This window comes from Pandoraea anhela (assembly GCF_902459655.1).
Taxonomy (GTDB): Bacteria; Pseudomonadota; Gammaproteobacteria; order Burkholderiales; family Burkholderiaceae; genus Pandoraea; species Pandoraea anhela.
Window position 1 is genome coordinate 600,277 of record NZ_CABPSB010000001.1, and the last position, 19,935, is coordinate 620,211.

The 19,935-nt window shown below is 63.1% G+C and carries 20 protein-coding genes; 11 read left to right on the forward strand and 9 right to left on the reverse strand.

What is annotated here, in order from left to right; all coding sequences use genetic code 11:
• Positions 1-5: 5 nt before the first annotated feature.
• From PAN31108_RS02415 to PAN31108_RS02425, 3 genes are read right to left on the reverse strand one after another with little or no spacing between them, the layout of a single operon-like run.
• Positions 6-800, reverse strand: coding sequence for an ABC transporter permease (locus PAN31108_RS02415; RefSeq protein ID WP_150667290.1), 795 nt, complete (start codon positions 798-800; stop codon positions 6-8).
• Between the two features lie 41 nt (positions 801-841).
• On the reverse strand, positions 842-1,747 hold the full coding sequence (locus PAN31108_RS02420) for an ABC transporter permease (protein WP_150667291.1): 906 nt from the start codon (positions 1,745-1,747) through the stop codon (positions 842-844).
• Entirely contained in the window at positions 1,740-2,834 is a 1,095-nt protein-coding gene (locus PAN31108_RS02425; protein ID WP_150667292.1) for an ABC transporter ATP-binding protein, read from the reverse strand. Before PAN31108_RS02425 ends, PAN31108_RS02420 begins: the two co-directional genes overlap by 8 nt.
• A gap of 298 nt (positions 2,835-3,132) precedes the next feature.
• Here PAN31108_RS02425 and PAN31108_RS02430 point away from each other — a divergent pair, with 298 nt between their 5' ends.
• The 7 genes from PAN31108_RS02430 to PAN31108_RS02460 all read left to right on the forward strand — a co-directional run bounded on the left by PAN31108_RS02430 (position 3,133) and on the right by PAN31108_RS02460 (position 11,214).
• Positions 3,133-4,011 (forward strand): IclR family transcriptional regulator, encoded by an 879-nt coding sequence (locus PAN31108_RS02430; RefSeq protein ID WP_150667293.1) that lies wholly within the window; start codon positions 3,133-3,135, stop codon positions 4,009-4,011.
• A 43-nt stretch (positions 4,012-4,054) separates the two neighbouring features.
• Positions 4,055-4,531, forward strand: coding sequence for an OsmC family protein (locus PAN31108_RS02435; protein WP_150667294.1), 477 nt, complete (start codon positions 4,055-4,057; stop codon positions 4,529-4,531).
• Between the two features lie 719 nt (positions 4,532-5,250).
• Positions 5,251-5,841 (forward strand): flavin reductase family protein, encoded by a 591-nt coding sequence (locus PAN31108_RS02440; protein ID WP_150667295.1) that lies wholly within the window; start codon positions 5,251-5,253, stop codon positions 5,839-5,841.
• Positions 5,838-7,424 carry a GGDEF domain-containing protein gene (locus tag PAN31108_RS02445; RefSeq protein ID WP_246183727.1) on the forward strand — a complete coding sequence of 529 codons (1,587 nt, stop codon included), beginning with the start codon at positions 5,838-5,840 and terminating at the stop codon, positions 7,422-7,424. The genes PAN31108_RS02440 and PAN31108_RS02445 overlap by 4 nt, the downstream gene beginning before the upstream one ends.
• Positions 7,425-7,486: 62 nt before the next feature.
• Positions 7,487-8,065, forward strand: coding sequence for a TMEM175 family protein (locus PAN31108_RS02450; RefSeq protein WP_150667296.1), 579 nt, complete (start codon positions 7,487-7,489; stop codon positions 8,063-8,065).
• 65 nt (positions 8,066-8,130) lie between these two features.
• Positions 8,131-8,349, forward strand: a complete 219-nt coding sequence (locus PAN31108_RS02455; RefSeq protein WP_150667297.1) for an RNA-binding S4 domain-containing protein — start codon at positions 8,131-8,133, stop codon at positions 8,347-8,349.
• Positions 8,350-8,577: 228 nt separating this feature from the next.
• Positions 8,578-11,214 (forward strand): sensor domain-containing protein, encoded by a 2,637-nt coding sequence (locus PAN31108_RS02460; RefSeq protein WP_150667298.1) that lies wholly within the window; start codon positions 8,578-8,580, stop codon positions 11,212-11,214.
• Positions 11,215-11,224: 10 nt separating this feature from the next.
• Here the strand turns inward: PAN31108_RS02460 and PAN31108_RS02465 are convergent, their stop codons facing one another.
• On the reverse strand, positions 11,225-11,458 hold the full coding sequence (locus PAN31108_RS02465) for a DUF3717 domain-containing protein (RefSeq protein ID WP_150667299.1): 234 nt from the start codon (positions 11,456-11,458) through the stop codon (positions 11,225-11,227).
• Positions 11,459-11,764: 306 nt separating this feature from the next.
• Between PAN31108_RS02465 and PAN31108_RS02470 the strand changes: the two genes are divergently transcribed.
• From PAN31108_RS02470 to PAN31108_RS02485, 4 genes are all read left to right on the forward strand, one after another.
• Positions 11,765-12,247 carry a hypothetical protein gene (locus PAN31108_RS02470; RefSeq protein WP_150667300.1) on the forward strand — a complete coding sequence of 161 codons (483 nt, stop codon included), beginning with the start codon at positions 11,765-11,767 and terminating at the stop codon, positions 12,245-12,247.
• A 93-nt stretch (positions 12,248-12,340) separates the two neighbouring features.
• On the forward strand, positions 12,341-12,661 hold the full coding sequence (locus PAN31108_RS02475; protein WP_150667301.1) for a hypothetical protein: 321 nt from the start codon (positions 12,341-12,343) through the stop codon (positions 12,659-12,661).
• A 453-nt stretch (positions 12,662-13,114) separates the two neighbouring features.
• Entirely contained in the window at positions 13,115-13,441 is a 327-nt protein-coding gene (locus PAN31108_RS02480) for a hypothetical protein (RefSeq protein WP_150667302.1), read from the forward strand.
• 198 nt (positions 13,442-13,639) lie between these two features.
• On the forward strand, positions 13,640-13,822 hold the full coding sequence (locus tag PAN31108_RS02485) for a rubredoxin (protein WP_150667434.1): 183 nt from the start codon (positions 13,640-13,642) through the stop codon (positions 13,820-13,822).
• 138 nt (positions 13,823-13,960) lie between these two features.
• Here PAN31108_RS02485 and PAN31108_RS02490 read toward each other — a convergent pair whose 3' ends face one another.
• The 5 genes from PAN31108_RS02490 to PAN31108_RS02510 all read right to left on the reverse strand — a co-directional run bounded on the left by PAN31108_RS02490 (position 13,961) and on the right by PAN31108_RS02510 (position 19,896).
• The gene (locus tag PAN31108_RS02490) at positions 13,961-14,215 is read right to left on the reverse strand and encodes a hypothetical protein (RefSeq protein WP_150667303.1); all 255 of its coding nucleotides are present in this window, start codon (positions 14,213-14,215) and stop codon (positions 13,961-13,963) included.
• Positions 14,216-14,388: 173 nt separating this feature from the next.
• The gene (locus PAN31108_RS02495; RefSeq protein ID WP_150667304.1) at positions 14,389-15,972 is read right to left on the reverse strand and encodes a sensor domain-containing diguanylate cyclase; all 1,584 of its coding nucleotides are present in this window, start codon (positions 15,970-15,972) and stop codon (positions 14,389-14,391) included.
• Between the two features lie 465 nt (positions 15,973-16,437).
• Positions 16,438-18,708 carry a bifunctional diguanylate cyclase/phosphodiesterase gene (locus PAN31108_RS02500; protein ID WP_246183728.1) on the reverse strand — a complete coding sequence of 757 codons (2,271 nt, stop codon included), beginning with the start codon at positions 18,706-18,708 and terminating at the stop codon, positions 16,438-16,440.
• Positions 18,709-19,013: 305 nt separating this feature from the next.
• Positions 19,014-19,424, reverse strand: a complete 411-nt coding sequence (locus PAN31108_RS02505) for a MerR family transcriptional regulator (protein ID WP_150667305.1) — start codon at positions 19,422-19,424, stop codon at positions 19,014-19,016.
• A 79-nt stretch (positions 19,425-19,503) separates the two neighbouring features.
• A complete protein-coding gene (locus tag PAN31108_RS02510) occupies positions 19,504-19,896 on the reverse strand; it encodes an integration host factor subunit alpha (protein WP_044456146.1) in 393 nt (130 codons plus the stop codon).
• Between the last annotated feature and the right edge of the window lie 39 nt (positions 19,897-19,935).

Genomic DNA, 19,935 nt, shown 5'->3' on the forward strand with positions numbered 1-19,935 from the left:
CGCGTTCAATGCTGGCCGATCAGAATGCGATTCAGGCCGTAAATGCGGTCGAGCAGCAGCATCGCGCCGAGCGTCACCGCAATGACGAGCGCGGAGACGGACGCCATCATCGGATCGATCGATTCGGTCGCGTACATGTACATGCGCACCGGCAGCGTGACGGTTTGCGGCGCCGTGAGGAAGACCGACATGGTGAGTTCGTCGAAGCTGTTGATGAACGCGAGCAGCCAGCCGCCGGTAATGCCGGGCAGAATCATCGGCATGGTCACACGGCGGAACGTCGTCCATGAACCGGCGCCCAGCGAGGCCGCTGCATTTTCGACGCTGCGATCCAGACCGCTGATCGACGCGAGCACGAGACGCATGATGAACGGCGTCACGATGATCATGTGGGCGAAAATCAGCGCGCCGAACGAGCCGGTCACACCGAGCATCGCGAAGAACCGCAGCAGCGCGATGCCGAGCACGAGGCCCGGAATCACCAGCGGCGAGAGCAGCAGACCGTTGAGGAAGTTGCGTCCCGGGAAGCGTGAACGGCCGATGGCCAGCGCGGCGGGCAACGCGATCACGAGCGAGAGCGTGGCCGAGATGAACGCGAGCTTCAGGCTGGTGAAAAACGACTCGATGAAGTCGGGATAGTCGAGAATCGCGCGGAACCAGCGCAGCGAAATACCACGCGTGGGCAACGAGAGCGTTTGCTCCGGCGTGAACGCGACCAGCACCACGATGATCATCGGGGCGAGCACGAAGAGGATGACGAGCGTGTGGAACGCGAGCGCCAGGGGACTGTTTTTACGCATGATGGCGAGTGTGTTCTTTTCTGCGACAGACGTGGACGGCCTTAGCCCATGCTTCGCGAATAGCGGCGATCGAGCAGACGGTAGTACGTCAGCATCACGATCAGATTCGCCACGAGCAGCAGGACAGCGATGGTCGCGCCGAGCGGCCAGTTCAGCGAACTCAGGAACTGGTCGTACACGGCGGTGGCGGCGACCTTGAGACGGCGGCCACCCAGCAGGCTCGGAATCGCGAAGGCGCTGGCCGACAGACCGAACACCATCAGGCTGCCCGAGAGAATGCCGGGCACCAGTTGGGGCAGCACGATGCGACGCAACGTGGTCGCGGGCGACGCCATGAGCGAGAGCGCCGCGTTCTCGGTCTGCGGATCGAGACGTTGCAGCGATGTCCACACCGGAATCACCATGAACGGCAGCATCACGTGCGAGAGCGCGACGACGATGGCGAAGTTGGTGTACTCCATCTTGAACGGCCCCATGCCGACCAGCCCGAACGCCTGATTGATCAGGCCGCCGGAGCTCAGCAACATGCTCCAGCCGAACGCGCGCACCACGATGGACACGAGCAGCGGCGAGAGAATCACCAGCAGAAACAGCGAACGCCACGGATCGCCCATGCGCGAGAGCACGTAGGCCTCGAACGTGCCCACCACGGCGCAGATCGCCGTCACCGTCAGCGAAATGCCGAACGTGCGCAGGAAGATCGTGTGGAAGTACGCGTCGAACAGCACTTCCTTATAGTTCTCGAACTGGAACGCCGCGATCGGACCGCTTGCCGGATCGAACTGATAAAACGTGAGCGCGAGCGTCATCAGCAACGGAATGAGTACCAACGCCACGAACAGCAGCATGGCCGGCGCACTCATCACCCACATCGGCAGATAGGCTTGCCACGGCGCGCGCGCGGCGGGCGCGGTGTCCGTGTGCGGCACTTGCAGGGTCTCAGCCATGGGTGCAAGCTCCTGCGGCAACGAAGCGCACCGATTCCGGATGCCAGTCGAGACCGACCGGCGACCCTTCGTTCAACGGCTCGCCGCCTTCGTTCTGGCAGCACACGAGCACTTCGCCCAGTTCGCTGTCCACCCGATACAGCCACTGGCTGCCAAGGAAGAAACGGCTCGTCACCGTGGCCGACAAACGGCCCGCCGAGGGCGCGCAGAGGCGAACCTTTTCAGGCCGCAGACACATGGTGATGGCATCGCCCACAGCCATGCTCCGGTCGCGCGGAGAGAGATCCGTGAGTGCGGTGCGCTGCGTCAGTTGTGCGCCCAGCGCAATGTGCAGATGCTCGCCGTCGCGCGCCGCCACACGGCCTGCCAGCATATTCGCCTTGCCGATGAACTGCGAGACGAACGGCGTTTCCGGACGCTCATAGGCCCGGTACGGTGTGTCGACCTGCGTGATGCGACCGGCCTCCATGACCACGACGCGATCGCTGATCGACAGCGCTTCGGACTGGTCGTGCGTGACCATGATCGTGGTCGTGCCGATCTTGCGCTGGATCGAGCGCAGCTCGAACTGCATGTCCTCGCGCAGCTTCGCGTCGAGGTTCGACATCGGCTCGTCGAGCAACAGCACGGGCGGCGCGATCACCACCGCACGCGCGATCGCGACACGTTGACGCTGACCACCGGAGAGTTCGCGCGGGAATCGATGGCCGAGGGCGTCGAGCCGCACCAGTGCGAGCGCCTCGCGAATGCGGTCCTTGCGCTCCGCCTTGTCGACACCCCGCATTTCCAGACCGAAGCCGACGTTGTCCGCCACCGTCATGTGCGGGAACAGCGCGTAGCTCTGGAACACGATGCCCAGCCCGCGCTTGTTCGGCCGCATGTTGGTGATGTCGCGCCCGTCGAGCGTAATGCGCCCGGTGGTGGCTTCGACGAAGCCCGCGATCATCTGCAACGTGGTGGTTTTGCCGCAGCCCGAAGGCCCGAGCAGCGAGACAAACTCGCCTTTCTCCACCGAGAGGTTGACGTTCGAGACAGCGTTCAACTCGCCAAACGTCTTGGAAACATCCGTCAAAGTCAGAAAAGACATGGTCACTACCTTTGGGGCGCACGCGCGCCACATGAAATGCAATTGCACCGAACAGTAGCGAGCCAAATTGCATGCCGCAAGATAACGATTCCACGAAATGAGATAAATTTTCATATTATTTCATTTCACGGAATGTTTGGCGGATGAACAACCGCTTTCGTTTCGCGTCAGCGTCTCGGGATAATCCCTAATTTATGGTGATTATTGGTTGTTTTTGCCGGTTTCTCGGTGCCATGCCAGTTTTCAATCCATATTGGCTTACGCTAATATTCCGTTTGACGGAATACTAGAGACCCCCATGAGCACCTCTGATTCACCACGCACAACCGACGTGAAGGACACCTCGCCCGCAGAATCCGCCGGTGCGGGTATTTTGCAACGCACGTTTGCCGTCATTCGCGCACTGGGCGCCGCCAAACCCGAAGGCGAGCGCGTCACGCACATCGCCAAGGCCGTCGGCCTGAGCCAGGCCACGGTGCACCGGATTCTTCACGCCCTCATCGCCGAGCAGGTGGTAGAACAGGACGAGACGTCCAAGCTCTACCGGCTAAGCATCGACTTCTTCGCGATGGCCGCCCAGGCGGGCAACCCGAGCGGCATGCGAACGCTGTGCCGCCCGTCACTGCTGCGACTTTGCGCGAGTCTTGGCGACACGATCTTTTTGCTCGTGCGCAGCAGTTTCGACGCCGTGTGCCTCGACATGTGCGAAGGCCCCTTCCCCATCCGCTCGTTTACCGGCGATATCGGCGGACGCGTGGCGTTGGGCGTCGGTCAGGGCAGTCTTGCGATTCTGGCGTTCCTGCCGGAAGCCGAGCGCGAGGAGATCATTCGCTTCAACGTGCCGCGACTACGCGGCTATGGGGTGCTCGACGAGGTTTATCTGCGCACCGAAATCGAACGGGTGCGCCAGTTGGGGTATGCCGGGAGCAACAGCGGCGTGCTCGACGGCATGGCCGGGGTCGCCGTGCCGGTGTTCGATCGCACCGGGCACGCGGTCGCCGCGCTGAGCGTGGGCACGCTGGCTGCGCGCCTGTCGCAGGATCGTCTGCCGATGGTGGTGGAATTGCTGCGGCGTCAGGCCGAGCTGATCGGCCCGCAGACCAATCCCTTCGATGTCGCGATGCGTCGCCCGATGCACGGTCTCACGCGCGCACTGACGACCGAACCGCTGGCTTGAGACGGCGGCGATCCCTCAACCAAGACAAGCACGCAGACAAGTCATGACATCAGGCGAACACGAGTACCGTGTCGATGTGGAATGGACCGGCAATCAGGGCAGCGGCACCTCGGGCTATCGCGCATACGGGCGCGATCATGAGATTCGCGTAGACGGCAAGCCACCGATTCCCGGCTCGGCCGACCCCGCTTTTCGCGGCGATGCGGCACGCTGGAATCCCGAGGATCTGCTGGTCGCGTCGGCCAGCGCCTGCCATAAGCTCTGGTATCTGCATCTGTGCGCCGAAGCGGGCGTCGTGGTCGAGCAGTACCGGGACGACGCACTGGGCACAATGATCGAGACGGCCGCAGGGGGGCGCTTCACGCGCATCGTGCTGCGTCCGCACGTCACGATTCGCGCGGGTGGCGATACTGCACTGGCAGAACACCTGCATCACGCCGCGCACGAGAAGTGCTACATCGCCAATTCGGTCAATTTCCCCATCGACTGCGAACCGGTGATCCGGACAATCGGGGCGTGATCGGGGCATGATCGAGGCTTGCTCGCGATGTGCCGGAAGGCGCGCCGATCAGGCACGCGCAGGACGCGGCTCGGACGATTGGCGTCGACAGACGCCGCACAGCGCTAGCGGCAGGCGAGCGAACACCCTGCCGCACCAACGACGGCAGCAGCGCCGACGGCGGTGCCCAACAAGAACGTTTGGACCGAGGTGGCACACCCCTGCATCCCTGTCGCCCCGACCAACAAGGCAGTGACGATCAGCCTGCGCATACGGACTCCCATTTTGACGTTGGCGCATCTTAATGCGACAACGTCCCGAGCGGCGCAATTCGTAAGGGCAGGAAATGGATATGGCGGATATGGCGGATATGGCCGATGTGGCGCGCCGTCAGGGATGCCGGGGATATCAGGCATCCCGGGCTCGACGCGCGCGCTGCGGCGCTGACGGCGGCAATCGGATCCGGCGTGAAGCACAGGGAAGCACACAGGATCGGACGGGGACCGGACTGGGACGAACGCATGAAATACTGCGCTCACATCTGATCCGGCACGCGCTCCCCGCACCGTGCCGTTTGCACGGCCCGCAGCTAACCCTGCGGGCCGCCTTTTTTCTATTGGGCTTGCGCCCCCCCGTTTGCATGCCAGCCTTCGTTGCGCGCACGGCCCGCCCTTGCGCCGCCGCGCTATCATGAGCCGCTCGATCAATACCATGCCTCTCGATTGCACGGATTGCCTGCCATGACCGAACACCTGCCCGTCGAACTCCCGAAAGCCTACCGTCTGCTCAATCACGGCCCGACCGTCCTCGTGGGCAGCGCTCACGCGGGGCGTCGCAACGTCATGGCGGCCGCCTGGTCGATGCCGCTGGATTTCTCGCCGCCGAAGGTCGCTGTCGTGATCGACCGCAATACGCTCACGCGCGAACTGGTCGAAGCCTCAGGCGAGTTTTCGCTGAACGTGCCCGCACGCCGCATCGCCCGCGAGACGCTGGCCGTCGGTTCGGTCTCCGGACGGGACACCGACAAATTTGCCGAAGGCACCGGTGTGACGGCCTTCGCAGGCTCGCACATTGCCGCCCCGCTGATCGACGGCTGCCTGGCGTGGCTGGAATGCCGCGTGATTCCCGAGCCGCACAATCAGGATCGCTACGACCTGTTTCTCGGCGAAGTCGTGGCCGCATGGGCCGATCCGCGCGCGTTTCGCAACGGGCACTGGCAGTTCGAGCCCGGCGTCTCGCGCAGCCTGCACTATATCGCCGGCGGCAACTTCTTCGAGACCGGCGAAGCGTTCGAAATCCAACCCGACAGCGCATCCACCCCCCACTCATGAGCCACACCCTGCCCAAGCCCCACGCCACGGACGACGCCGACGACATTGCACACGCCGCGCAAACGGCGCAGCACGCGCTCGCGCGCTGGCGGACGGGCGCGGCCGACCTGCAAGGCATTGACGGCATCAGCGACTTGGGCGGCGCCGGAGACTCAGCGGGCATGACCCAAAGCAAGGGCAGTGCGGCAGGCGCGGTGCCGTCGCGATTGCCAAGCGACTTCGGGCGCGGCAGAATCGATAGCGTCACGGATGTTTTCGATCGGGAGTCGACCTGGCTGCGCGCCCAATCGCTCGCGCCTTGTGCGACACCCGGGCCTTCCGTGAAACCGGCGTTTGTACGCCAGCACGTCGAGCGTGACGTGCAACCCGAGCAACACGTGCTTTTCGGAACACTCGAGTCTTTCGAACATTTCGTGCAGTTGCCGGATCCACGGCCAGAATCTGTGTCGTCGGCACTGCTGTCGTCCACCCGCTGGGCTTTGCCCTACCGTCGCGACATGACTGCATCCGACGCCGATTCACCCGATGTCAACCGCGCCCGCCTGAGTCCGCAACGCCAGGCGGCGTCCTCGCTGACCCGCTCGACTGGCGTGGGTCTCGACGAAGCGGAGCGCCTTGCGGCGCTGCGCCGCTACGAGATTCTCGACACGCCGCCCGAGCCGGCGTTCGACCGGATCGTGCGGCTGGCATCTCATATACTGGGCGCGCCGATCTCGCTCATCTCGTTGCTCGACGAGTCGCGCCAGTGGTTCAAGGCGCGGCGCGGCATCGACGCCCCGCAAACCCCGCGCTCGATGGCCTTCTGCGCGCACGCGATTCTCGGCGACGACGTGCTCGTCGTGCCGGACGCCCGTGCCGACCGGCGCTTCGCCGACAATCCGCTCGTCACGGGCGACCCGAACATCCGCTTCTATGCCGGTGCGCCGTTGCGCACGCCCGAAGGGCATCGGCTGGGGACGTTGTGCGTTATCGACCGCCGCCCCCGCGATCTCGACGAAGAGAAGCGCGGCCTGCTTGCCGACTTGTCCTCGCTGGTCGTCGACGAACTCGAACTGCGCCGGGTGAATCGGGTACTCGGCGACATGGCGATGCGCGACGGCCTGACGGGGCTGCTCAACCGCCGCGCCTTTCTGATGCAGGCCGAACGCCTGTTCGCGCTCGCCCGCGCGCAGCAGCGCCGCCTGTCGGTGCTGATGCTCGATATCGATCATTTCAAGGTCATCAACGATACCTGGGGCCATGCGATCGGCGATCGCGTCATCGTCGAGCTGACGCTGGTATTGCGGGCGACGCTGCGTAAAAGTACCGTGATCGGCCGTCTGGGCGGCGAAGAATTCGCCGTATTGCTGTCCGAAACCGATGCACACCGTGCCACGCAGGCTGCCGAGCGCATTCTGGCGGCGGTCAACGGCGCCAGCGTGCCAGGGCCGAACAACGCCACCGGTCCCGTACGTTTTTCCGCGAGCATCGGTGTGGGCAGCATCACCCCGGACGACACCGACTTCGGCACACTGCTGCAACGCGCCGACCGCGCGCTGTATGCCGCCAAGCAAGCCGGTCGCAACCGCGTGGCTGCGCTGTGACAGCCCGACCGCACCGAAGCATCGGCGAGTCAATGAAGCGAGTCAACGAATAGACGAAAACCATGGGCAAGAGCCGGCTCGAAGCCTTCAGCGATGGTGTGATCGCCATCATCATCACGATCATGGTGCTGGAAATGAAAGCCCCGCACGGCAGCGAACTCGCCGACCTCATGCCGGTGGCGCCCACGTTCCTGACCTACATTCTCAGCTATGTCTATGTCGGTCTTTACTGGAACAACCATCACCATCTTTTCCAGGTGGCGCAGCGCGTCTCCGGCGGCGTGCTTTGGGCCAATCTGCATCTGCTTTTCTGGTTGTCGCTGATTCCGTTCGTGACACACTGGCTCGGCGACAACCACTTCACCGCGTGGCCGACGGCACTCTACGGCGTGGTGCTTTGCATGGCGGCCATTGCCCACTTCATCCTGTCGCGCGCCCTGCTGGCCGTGCACGACGGCGGTAACAAGAAGCTCGCCGCCGCGCTGGGGCACGACTACAAGGGCAAGCTCTCGGTCGTGGTGTACGCCGTGGCCATCGGGCTGGCGTTCGTGGTGCCGGCGGTTTCGCTGGCGTTGTATGCGCTGATGGCCGCCGTCTGGTTGATCCCGGATCGCCGTCTCGAACACGTGATCGAGTCGTGAACGCCTGCCCCGACGCGCCGCCGCAGTCGACGCGCATCGGGTTTTTACGTAGTATCCGCTCCACTATGCAAAACGTAACTTTTGAATTGACGGGCGAGTTCGTCGCCCTGAACGACTTGCTCAAGCTCACCGGCGTCGTCGACTCCGGCGGCGCAGGCAAGGTCATGGTCGCCAACGGCGAAGTCACCGTCGACGGCCAGTTGGAAACACGCAAGACCTGCAAGATCCGTGCAGGTCAGACCGTCGCAGCGAACGGGGTTCGCATTCGCGTCAAGGCGGCCTGAACGCCCTGACCGAACTGCCGGGCAGCGTCCCGGCGACCGCGCAACACCGTCAGGCGACCCGGTTTTGCGCTTGCCGTCTTGCCCCGGAACAGGGTCGTAGCTCGACACTCTCCCGGTTTCTCCCATATGGGCCTGCCTGCGCAGGTCGCTATACTTGAAAGCGATTTTGGCGTGTCAGCCCCCGTCACACCCGACAATGTCAACAGGACGTCCGAGGAGGCCCTTGCGATGGTCGTGCCCCGTTCACCTTCCGCCGCAGGCGCCACACAGGCACCGGGGCGCGAAGCGTTGCTCGAAGCACTCGACCGCTCGCTGGGCATGCTCACCCTCACGCCCGACGGCATCATCGTCGACGTCAACGACAAACTCCTCGGTGTCTTCGGGTACACACGCGATGCGCTGATCGGCAAGCGCCACACCATGCTGTGCGATCCGGCCGATGCGACTTGCGGCAACGCCCTCGCTCAGGTCGTGAGTACGCGCCGCGCGCACACGGATCAGGTCCGGCGCCTTCGCCGTGACGGCACCGCCCTCTGGCTCGAAGCCACCTACAACCCGGTGTTCGACGACGACGGCAAGCTCACGCACGTGATCAAGTTCGCCGTGGACGTGACGGCCCGCGTGGAGCGTCAGGCCGCCGACGACGCCCGCCTGCATCTGCTCTCGCTCGGCGTCGACGAGACGGACAACGCGGTACTCATCACCGATGCCAAGGGCAGCGTTTGCTATGTCAATGCGGGCTTCACGCGCATGCTCGGTTATGCCGCGAACGAAGTCGTCGGCAAGTCGGCGCATGCCCCGTTCGCGCAGGCCTCGCTGAACGAGCTCGCGGACGACGCCGCCGCAGTCGACGTCCGACAAGCCCTCTCGGGGTGTCTGGTCGCCGCACGCGACGGCGGGAGCTGTCACTGCGAAGTCCTTGTGCGCACCGCACAGCAGCAGCCGCTATGGGTCTCGGTCGTGACGAACCCGATTCTGGATCCGCACGGCAAGCTCTTGAACGCCGTGGCGCTGTTCACCGACATCACGCAATCGAAGATTCAGGAAGTGTTGCAGCACAAGGCGCTGGCCGCGATGGTGCGCGATGCGCCGCTCGTGGAAGTGCTCACGCTCGTATGCCGCGAACTGGAGCAGATCGCCCCCGAGGTCATGGCCTCGGTCGTGCGTGTGGACGCCGAGGGCCACTTGCGTCCGCAAGCGGGGCCGAGCCTGCCCGCGCAATATCATCAGATGATCGATGGAGTCGCCATCGGGCCGAATGTGGGGACCTGCGGGACGGCAGCGTTTCTCGCGCGGCCCGTGATCGTGACCGACATCGCGACCGATCCGCGCTGGGCCGACTTCCGCGAAATGGCGGCCGAGTTCGGACTGGCGGCGTCGTGGGCCATGCCGATCATTGCGAACGACGGCCGCGTGCTGGGCGTGCTCGCGTTCTATTACCGCACGGCGCGCGGCCCGGACGCGCTGCATGAGCGGCTCGTCGACGTATGCGTTCACCTGTGCAAGCTCGCTTTCGAGCGCGACGAATCGCGCACCCGCATTCGCCAGTTGGCGTTCTCGGACAGTCTGACCGGCCTGCCCAACCGCAGCATGCTCGGCGTGCTTGCCGCACAGGCCATTGCGAGCGCGACGGAATTGAACACGCGCATGGCCGTCATCTTCATCGATCTGGATCGCTTCAAGCAGGTCAACGATTCGCTCGGGCATCAGGCAGGCGACGTGCTGCTGCGCACGATCGCGCAACGTCTGCGCCGGGCGCTGCGGGGCGCAGACATCGTCGCGCGACTCTCGGGCGACGAGTTCGTCGCCGTGCTCACCGAATGCGACCCCGAGCGGCTCGACATCGCCATCGAACGCATGCGCAGCGCCCTCACCGCGCCCTGCCAGATCGACGGCGTAACGCTGGTCCCCTCGGGCAGCTTCGGCATCAGCCTGTTCCCGAATCACGGCCGCGAGTTCGACATCCTCCTGCAACACGCCGACATGGCGATGTATCAGGCGAAGATGACGAGCCCGGGCAGCGTGCGCTTCTACAACGAGGACATGAACATCCACGCGCAGGAGCGCCTCGAACTCGAGACCGCCATGCGCGACGCCCTGCGTCTGGGCAAGCTGCAACTGTTCTATCAGCCCCAGATCAATCTGCTCGACGACTCGGTGTACGGCGCGGAAGCGCTCACGCGCTGGCAACATCCGCAGCATGGCGATGTGCCGCCGTCACGTTTCATCGCGCTTGCGGAGGAATGCGGACTGATCGGAGAACTCGGAACCTGGACGCTGCGCGAATCGTGCCGCCAGTTGGCGGACTGGCGTCGGCGCGGCATCGGCATCGGTAACGTGTCGGTCAATCTCTCGCCGACCAATTTCCACGACCACGATCTGCCGCGCACGATCGCCGAGGCGCTCGCCGACCATGAGCTGCCGCCGTCGTGTCTGGCCGTCGAAATCACGGAAAGCGTGCTGATGGATCACAACCCGAGCACGCTGCGCATCATCGAAGAAGTCCACAGTATGGGCGTGCGGCTCTCGATGGACGACTTTGGCACCGGGTATTCGAGCCTCGGATACTTGAGACGGCTGCCGGTCTCGGAACTGAAACTCGACCGCAGCTTCGTGCACGACATCACGCGCGACGAAACGGTACGCGCGCTGACCAATGCCATTATCAGCATCGGCCGCAATCTGCACCTCACCGTAGTAGCCGAAGGGGTCGAGGTCGAAGCACAGCGCGATCTGCTGGTCGCACAGGGCTATCGCGTAGCGCAGGGGTATCTGTTCTCCCCCGCCTTATCGGCCGGCGATCTCGAAGACTGGCTCGCACAATGGTCGGCCCGTCGGCACACCCCCAATCCCGTTCAGTCCTGACGGCGCCCGCTCAGGGCGTGAGCCCCAATTCCATCTGATGCAGGGCCGTCTCGATAGCCTGACTTTGCTCGCCGTTGAGCGTGTCTGCGGCGACGCTCGTCTCGCGGCGATAGATCATCTCGCCATAGACATTCGCCAACGCGCGTGCCGACGGGCACAGCGACAGATTGCTGTCGGCGGCCTGATGGCTCGTCCAGTAGTTGATCGCCTGTTCGATATCGGCGATGGAGTAGTTGGTTTTCATGGGATATCTTGTCTCGCCGTGGAAGGAATACTGTGATTATATACAGTATTCAGGGAGTCTGAGAATGCCTCATGAGGGCATCGCGCATGCGTCGATTCTCAGGCGCACGTTTCGGAACTGCAACACCTGATGGGGGAGGCGTTGTTCCGTCTCGCGTCAGGACGTCGCTAAGTCTATGAAAATCATGGACTTAGCGACACCGGCACGATACTGGCTTTCGGCAGAGGAAAACGCGGCGTCGGGGACAGGGACCGGTCGATATCGACGCAGCACGCCCTCTCAACGATTGCCCCGACGGAGCCCATCATGCCGCCGAGACATGTCATACCGCACACCTCCGGGTCTCGCCGCACTCGGGTGAACGCCGTCGATCGAGCCCGGCGTGCCGCGTGGCGTCACCTCGCGCTCGCGACACTTCTCGCGTTCGGGCTGCTGGCCGTGAGCGCTTTGCCGCACGCACAAGTGCAATCGATACCGCCCGCCACGGCGACACCCCTCGATGCGTTTCACCAACCCTGCGTCGCCGTTCGCACCGAACCGATGACGCCAGAGGCTTCGGTGGGCGCGACGCGCACGTCGCGGCGGACACCGGCGCAAGACGCTCACGTCGGCCAGCCCGTGCGCAAGCGGTACGTCGATCTCGACAACCGGTGCGCGACGCCCCCTGCCTTTGCGCCGACACGCGATATCGATGCGACAGCCGTCTGGCATGTGGACGCACCGGTCGGCGTCTTGACGAGACCGCCTCGACACCTCGGTGCACTCGCCTTGCACAGCATGGCTTCCTGAGCGATCGAGCAGCACGTTTGCTATGCTGCGGCTTTCGCGTGTCGTGCGCTTCGCGTTCAGACACGCCTACCCTCTCTCAAGTCAAGCATCCTCATGTCCGCCAACACCCCCGAGCCTCGAGACACCGCCCACCAAGCCCGTCCTGTCAAACCAGCCGCCGTCGACGTCGCACCGCCACCGCCCGGCGCCATACCGCTTGCATGGATCGGTCTGCTGGCGGCGGCCGCCTGGGTACTCAAGAGCCCCAATCCCACTTGGGGCGTCGGCGTGCTGTGCCTTTGCGCAGGCCTCATTTCGTCGTTCGGTGCACGACGCCGCGCACGTGCGCCATGGCCCGCCTTCTTCACGGGCCTGTTGCCGGTCGGCGTCGCGCTGTTCTTCGCCTTGCTCATGCTGCGCCCGTTGTTTCGATGACAATTCACATGCGAGTCACGGCGCTGACATCGTCGTCCCCTTCGCACCGTCCCCCTGAAGTTACCCACAACTTCTGTGGATAACTCACTGGATAACCTCACATCACCCTCACAAAACGCCCGTGGTTACAGGCTGTCAAGAGGATTGCCCGTTTCGGCGTCAGCATTGGACAAATTTATTGCGCTTGACGTTTCGTCCGGCTTCTGTGCTGCGCTTGCCTGCTCGATGCCCCGCTTTTGGGCATGTTTGTCACGACTTTGACATGGGGCAACCATCGGGCAACGCGGCATGACAAGATGCATGCCATCGCAGCAGACGCCCCGGGTCGAGTCACAGTAAGTCGTGGCAAGCCGCGCGACCAGTGCCCGGAAACGCGTGCACGCGAGGGTTCGCAGCACCGGCGAAACGGCCTATGATGGAGTCATGCGACACTTCGCGAGGAGAACGTCCCGTATGACCCAATCCGACAAGCCGTCCGTCAACGCCACGTCCACAACGCCCGGGCCGGATGCTGCCGACGCATCGGCCACGCAAACCGAGCGCGTCCATCTGGACGAATTGCTCGCGCGACACTCGGTCACCGAAACCGTCGACCGTGCGTCCGTCATCGACCTGATCAAACGATTGCGCGAGCCCGACGTGCAAACGTCGGAAGACCGCGATCGCGTGGTCAAGGAAAGCCGGCTGTGGAAGGAAGTCTCGCATCGCGACACCGCCATGTCGCTGCTCAACTCTCTGGCCCAGATGGCGCCGATCTTCCTCAACCAGATTCACTGGTGACGGCTGCCGCGCCGGTGACACGCCGGCGCATCTCCGCCCGCAGCGTACTGTGCCACCCGGGCGTCCACCTCTCGCTCAATTGATCTGGATTAACTTTGCGCGCGGGCGCACGTCCGCGAGCAGGACGATGTCGCGCGCGTGCCTTACAATGCGGGTCGCCCAAGTTTTCCCTGTTGAGCCGACATCATGACCACCACGCTGGACACCCCGACTGAATACAAGAGCTGGATTTGCCTGATTTGCGGCTGGATCTACAACGAAGCCGAAGGCGCACCGGATGACGGCCTCGCCCCGGGCACCCGCTGGGCTGACGTGCCCGCCGACTGGCGCTGCCCGGAGTGCGATGTGTCGAAGGAAGATTTCGCGCTGTCGGAGTTCTGAGGCGAGACGCCCGGGCGCATCGGCGATGCCGGCAACCCCGGGCGATCTCATGGTGCCGCCCCCGGAGTCGCGCCGCTGACGGTCCGACTGGCCGAGAGGGCATCGCGCCACGCGTTAGTGCCCGTTAGTGTCCATTCGCTAGTGGTGCCAGCCCCACCCACGTCCCCGTCCCCATCCGCGCGAGTAACCGCCGCCGTAGTAACCGCCCGATACACCGAACGTCACCACCGGCGCGGGTGCCACGGCATAACCCGGTGCGTAATACCCGGGAGCGTAATCGTATCCGCTGTAATATCCGCCACCGTATGCGGGCGCCCCATAAGGCACCGCCACACAGCCGCCCAGCAACGTGGCGACGGCAGCGCCGCCCGCCAACATGAGTATGCGTTTCACGATGATGTCTCCTGCACGAACCCGCCGGATCCGGCGTGGCGGAAAAATCGCCACGCCTGCTTGATCCGCGTGATCGGTTAGACATGCAGGTTCCCGCAAAATGCGGTGAAGGTGTGCGCTCTTTGGTTACCAAACGTGACATTGGTAACGGCGACGGACATCCGGCGATTGCGTCAGAAGACCCAGCAGCGATCGCGCCCGGCACGCTTGGCGCGGTACAAAGCCATGTCGGCGCGCTCGACCATGTTCATCGGCGAATCCGTCTCCTGCCACTCCGTGATCCCGAAGCTGGACGAGAAGCGCAGCGGCGGCTCGCTGCCTTCCAGCGATTCGCGTTTGCAACGTTCACGAATCCGGTCAGCCACACGCAGCGCATCGCGCTCGCTCGCGCCCGGCAACAGAATCGCAAACTCCTCACCGCCAATGCGGCCGATCAGATCGTCGCCGCGCAGCGTCGACGAACACACGAGCACGAACCGGCACAGCACCTGATCGCCGATGGCGTGTCCGTAGGTGTCGTTGATCGACTTGAAGTGATCCAGATCGGCCACGATGAGACTCATCGGCTCGTTCTTGCGCTGCGCGGCCTCCAGCAACTGCTCGAAGCGATGGAAGAAATAGCGACGCGTCAGGCTGCCCGTCAGTTCGTCGTAACTGGCTTCGAAAGCGAGTTGATTGTTCGCCGCCCGCAACTCCTCGTTCGATTGACGCATCTGGCGATGCTGCACGCGCTCGCGCCAAAACGTCCAGCCCACGAGCATCACGATCACGACGCCGCCCAGATACAGCAAGAAACACAACGCCAGATCCTTGGCGTGCTGACGCGTCAGCGCATCCCAGGTCTCGACGGGCTCCACCGCGTAGACGACCAGATCGTTGCTCGAACTCGGGCGCGACGCAATGACGTAGGGCTTGCGCAGTTCCTTGAACTCGGACATCCGGTCGAGCAGTTCCTGCGGCACCCAGGCGTTCGAGCGCCCCGGCGCACGCTTGAACTGGGTGATCGGCATGCGCGCGAAATAGTTACGCTGGTACAACGCGAGCCGCTCGTCGTCGGAGAGCGACCCGAGCTTGCCGTCGAGCATGAAACGGTTCTCGAAGCGCGGGTCGTTAGCCATGATGACCACGCCGTTGCCATCGGTAATGAACGACTCGCCGCTGCCGACCCAATGACGCAAACGCGTGAGTCCGATCTTGGTCATCACCACGCCGATCAGCAAGCCGTCGCGATAGATCGGGGCGCTGAAGTACAGGCCGGAGGCCTGCTGTTCCCAACCGGAGGCGTAGCCCTCGAAGCGCTCACCGAGCAATGCGCGCGTCACGTACGGCATGCCCGCCACGGATCGTCCGAGGGGCGACGGCGCATCGCGATAGTTGCTCGCCGCCACGCAAATGCCGCTGGCGTTGATCACCCAGACACGGTCCACGCCGAAGTAGCCCTGGGCCCCGTGCAGGAACTCGTTGGCGCGTGCGACGGCATCTGCGCTCACCGCCGGACTTCCCGAAGCAGGCAGCACGTCGCGCAGCAAATCCACTTCGGCCAGCGTTGACGGGATCGCTCTGACCATCGACAAGTCCGTGTTGATGGCGTGCACCATGCCGTCAGCCACGCGATCGGCCACCGTTTCCCCGGCGTCGACGCTTTGCGCGAGCTTATCCCCAACCAGTGACGTGGCCGTGCGGTCGGCTGCGATCCAACAGGCGACCAGCACGCCGACCGAGACGCAGGCGGCATAAAGCCAATGCCTTATCCTCATCCGAAAATCAAACGCTCGTTCTAATATTTTTCACTTATTACGTTGGCAAAGCATCCGCTTCAATCGAGTCGCGTTTCTGTCACTTCCCCGGACAGCACTTCTGGTCACGACCGGCATTCGTTATGCCAGCGAATTCCCGCCAGTTCTGGTCTGCGCGTCAAACACTTTTCCTCGTTTCCGATCCCCGGCTTGTCGCGCCCCGCGCCTTCGGATCCCTGCTGCCAGACAATTGTTCACCCCGACAATTGCAGGCTGTTGACAGCCCGCCGCCCCTGCCCCGATCTGCTGTCGGTTGAGACTGACGGCCATCCGTTCATACAACTTCAAAAGCCTTGCGAGAACGAAGTGATTCTATAGCACTCCGACGATCGTGCTACATGAAAAACTGTCGAACATTGGAAATATTACGAATACCTATTTAACGTATTAACTAGCGCTGTTTTAGGTTTATCATTTACCTCTTCTTTATCGGCAAATGCCAAATCGGGCAATTAGCGAATCCAGCTGTTCAATTTCCACCGGACGGGAAAATAAATAGCCTTGTGCACTCAGAGGAACGAAGTGACGCAGCCAATCGAGTTGCCGATCGTTCTCCACGCCTTCGACGATCAGATCGATGCCGAGCGAGCGTGCAATATTGACGATGTTCGAAATCATGAGGCACGAGCGTGACGAATCGGGAATCGATTCCACGAACGAGCGGTCGACCTTCAGCGTGTCCACCGGGAAACGCGTCAGATAGGACAACGACGAATAGCCGGTGCCGAAGTCGTCGAGCGCAATGCGCAATCCGGCGCGCTTGAACTGCTCGATCTTCATCTCGACGAGCGCCGGGTTCTTGACCATCACCGACTCGGTGATTTCCAGTTCCAGACGATGCGGCTCGATCGCGTACTCTTTGACGAGACGCTCGACCAGCTCACCGATATCCCCGCGCCAGAACTGCACCGACGACACGTTGACGGCCAGACGTAGCGACCCCATCGGCGTATCCCGCCAGGCGACGAGTTGACGGCACGCCTGCGTCAGCGCAAATTCGCCGATGGCGACAATCTGGCCGGTCGTCTCGGCCAGCGGGATGAACTCGCCCGCACTGAGAACCCCGCGCTCCGGATGACGCCAGCGAATCAGCGCCTCCATCCCGCACACACAATCGCTGCCAAGCGAGATGATCGGCTGATATGCGAGAAAGAACTCGCCGTTGGCCAGCGCCTGTTCCATCTGACGCTCCCAGACAACCAACTGATGCGCCTGATAAGTCATCTGCTGCGTGTAGACGCGCACCACGCTCTTGCCGGCTTCCTTGGCGGAATACATCGCCAGATCCGCTTTCTTGATGAGATCCGCTTCGGTTTCTTCCGGCTTCGTCCAGAAAGTCACGCCGATACTGGCGTGCAGCGCAAACGAGGTGCCATCGGCCACCATCGGCGCCTTGAGCGCGGCGAGCAACGTCTCGCCCAGCGGCTCGGCTTGCTCGGGCGCGCCATCGCCTTCGAGCAACACCATGAACTCATCGCCGGCGAAGCGCGCGAGCATGGCCCCGGCGGGCATCCGAGGGATAAACCGCTCAGACACCTGCCGGATGATTTCGTCGCCCTGCGAATGGCCCAGCGTATCGTTCACGCTCTTGAAGTTGTCGAGATCGATGTGCAACAACGCCACTTTGCCCAGCCGTTCCGGGTTCGCCAGCGTCCGGCGAAGCGACTCCATCAACGCATAGCGATTCGGCAATCCCGTGAGCGCATCGTAGGAAATCAGCCGGGTGAGTTGTTGATCCCGTCCGATCAGACGCTGCATCAGATACGCGATGAGCGCGAAGAACACGACGAGCGCCACCGAAATGAACGTCGCCATGGTGAGATAGACGCGTTCCACGTGACGGTACTCGGACAGCTCCTCGTCGAGCGACAGCCCGACCTGAACCGCGAGCGGATAATCGCGCAGATGCCGATACGCCACAATGCGCTCGACGCCGTCGATCGGATCGCGCTGCACGCCGGAATTGCGTTGTTCGGCGGTAAACGGCGGCAACTCCCCGGTCCCGGTGATGGCGACGCTCGCGCCGGTGCTGCGCGCGAGCAAGGCGCCATCGTCCGCGATGACTGCGATCTGACTGTACTGCCCAAGCACGGCGTTCGTATAGAAATCGGAGGTGAAGTAACTCGGCTCCTGCGACACCACGACAACGCCCGCGAACGTACCGTCGGGATTGTTCAGACGCCGGCTGAACTGGAGCACCCATTTTCGCGAGAGGCGGCCGAAGACCGGGTGGCTGATGAACAGGCCGTCGCTCTCGTCGTCGAGATGCACGCGGAAATGCTCGCGATCGGCAATATTCACACCCGCGCTTGCTGGCATCGTCGCGGCGACGATGTTGCCTTTGGCGTCCACCACGCTCACGAGCACCATAAAACGCTCGGACACGATGCCGTCGGCGAGCGTCTGCTTCAGATCGAAATCGCTGCGACGACGCTCGTATTCATACTTCACGAAGCGGGTGATCTGGTCGACCTGGCGAATGGCCCGCAAGGTCTGCTGTTCCAGTGCCGTCGAGACAGTGGCGGCCGACGCCGCCGTATCGCGCAAAATCGCCCGGTACTCGATGGAGATGCGCCAAAGCACGGCCGTCCACAGGAGGACCAGAATCAGGAGACCGAAAATCAGGATAGCGACGATCGAGCGATAGGAAGTCGCCCAACGTCCGCGCCGCGCTCCCATCATGCTCGGTTCCGCCATAGGTCGAGATCCTTTCAGCCCTCGCGCCCCCGCGCGATAAGGTCGATATTGGCCCGTTTATTAAGAGGATCCAAGGGACGTCACTGATTGACGTCGGTGTTTCCGGCAAGTGTAAGGCAATCCCCCCGCACCCGGAAGTCGTTCCAAGTCCTCTCAATCGAGGGATGTATGGCGTTCATCATGCCGGACGAGCGCCGCCCCGCCTTGCGGCGTGCCTTATCTCGGATTACGGAAGTTTGCGCGCCCGCCGCATTAGGAGAATCCCGAATTCTGCGGCAGTCTGAAGCGTGCTTGACCGCGCCTGCTCAGGATTTGAGCAGATCGATGACGGACTCGAGGCGGCGACGCAGATCGCCCACGTCGAGCGCGCCCTCACCAGCGATCCCAATCGCCTCGGCGGAAGCCGTCGCCCCGCTCGCCTGGGCACTGGCAGCGCTTGACGCGCGCGCACCGCGCGGCGTATCCGCCTCCAGACGATTACGAGCGCCATTGATGGTGAAGCCCTGCTCGTAAAGCAGTTCCCGGATTCGCCGGATCAGCAGAACTTCATGGTGTTGGTAGTACCGTCGGTTGCCGCGTCGCTTGACCGGACGCAGCTGCGTGAACTCTTGCTCCCAATAGCGCAGCACATGCGGCTTGACACCACATAGCTCGCTCACCTCACCAATGGTGAAGTAACGCTTGGCGGGAATCGGCGGCAAGACAACGTGATCCATCGCGGCGTTAGCGGAATGGGACGACGGTTAAATTGCGGACGAAAAACCAGCGGCCGCCACAGAATGCGGCGGCCGGGAATTACTTGCTCAGAACACCAGACTCGACCATCGACTTGAGCTTCTGGCTGGCGTGGAAGGTGACGACACGACGCGCCGCAATCGGAATCGCTTCGCCGGTCTTCGGATTCCGGCCCGGCCGTTGCGGCTTGTCACGCAGCTGGAAGTTACCGAAGCCGGACAGCTTGACGCTGTCGCCCGACTCAAGCGCGTCGCGAATCGATTCGAAGAAAGCTTCGACCATATCCTTCGCTTCGCGCTTGTTCAGACCGACGTGCTCGAACAGCAACTCCGCCAGTTCGGCCTTGGTCAGCGTCGGCGCTTCGGTCGAGACCTCGTTCACTTCGCTGCGGCCCAGCGCGATGCGCTGCGCCGCGAGCATGGCTTCAAATTCACCAGGATTCATTTCGTTCATACGTCCCACGCGATGGCGATGACAGTGCGATAACCCACT

Bases quoted from the DNA above. Each gene is read 5' to 3' on its own strand.
- PAN31108_RS02500 (WP_246183728.1), bottom strand. From the start codon at position 18,708: ATGGCGGAACCGAGCATGATGGGAGCGCGGCGCGGACGTTGGGCGACT.
- PAN31108_RS02430 (WP_150667293.1), top strand. From the start codon at position 3,133: ATGAGCACCTCTGATTCACCACGCACAACCGACGTGAAGGACACCTCG.
- PAN31108_RS02480 (WP_150667302.1), top strand. From the start codon at position 13,115: ATGACCCAATCCGACAAGCCGTCCGTCAACGCCACGTCCACAACGCCC.
- PAN31108_RS02445 (WP_246183727.1), top strand. From the start codon at position 5,838: ATGAGCCACACCCTGCCCAAGCCCCACGCCACGGACGACGCCGACGAC.
- PAN31108_RS02425 (WP_150667292.1), bottom strand. From the start codon at position 2,834: ATGTCTTTTCTGACTTTGACGGATGTTTCCAAGACGTTTGGCGAGTTG.
- PAN31108_RS02455 (WP_150667297.1), top strand. From the start codon at position 8,131: ATGCAAAACGTAACTTTTGAATTGACGGGCGAGTTCGTCGCCCTGAAC.
- PAN31108_RS02465 (WP_150667299.1), bottom strand. From the start codon at position 11,458: ATGAAAACCAACTACTCCATCGCCGATATCGAACAGGCGATCAACTAC.
- PAN31108_RS02475 (WP_150667301.1), top strand. From the start codon at position 12,341: ATGTCCGCCAACACCCCCGAGCCTCGAGACACCGCCCACCAAGCCCGT.
- PAN31108_RS02495 (WP_150667304.1), bottom strand. From the start codon at position 15,972: ATGAGGATAAGGCATTGGCTTTATGCCGCCTGCGTCTCGGTCGGCGTG.
- PAN31108_RS02470 (WP_150667300.1), top strand. From the start codon at position 11,765: ATGCCGCCGAGACATGTCATACCGCACACCTCCGGGTCTCGCCGCACT.
- PAN31108_RS02435 (WP_150667294.1), top strand. From the start codon at position 4,055: ATGACATCAGGCGAACACGAGTACCGTGTCGATGTGGAATGGACCGGC.
- PAN31108_RS02450 (WP_150667296.1), top strand. From the start codon at position 7,487: ATGGGCAAGAGCCGGCTCGAAGCCTTCAGCGATGGTGTGATCGCCATC.
- PAN31108_RS02420 (WP_150667291.1), bottom strand. From the start codon at position 1,747: ATGGCTGAGACCCTGCAAGTGCCGCACACGGACACCGCGCCCGCCGCG.
- PAN31108_RS02510 (WP_044456146.1), bottom strand. From the start codon at position 19,896: ATGAACGAAATGAATCCTGGTGAATTTGAAGCCATGCTCGCGGCGCAG.
- PAN31108_RS02440 (WP_150667295.1), top strand. From the start codon at position 5,251: ATGACCGAACACCTGCCCGTCGAACTCCCGAAAGCCTACCGTCTGCTC.
- PAN31108_RS02415 (WP_150667290.1), bottom strand. From the start codon at position 800: ATGCGTAAAAACAGTCCCCTGGCGCTCGCGTTCCACACGCTCGTCATC.
- PAN31108_RS02505 (WP_150667305.1), bottom strand. From the start codon at position 19,424: ATGGATCACGTTGTCTTGCCGCCGATTCCCGCCAAGCGTTACTTCACC.
- PAN31108_RS02460 (WP_150667298.1), top strand. From the start codon at position 8,578: ATGGTCGTGCCCCGTTCACCTTCCGCCGCAGGCGCCACACAGGCACCG.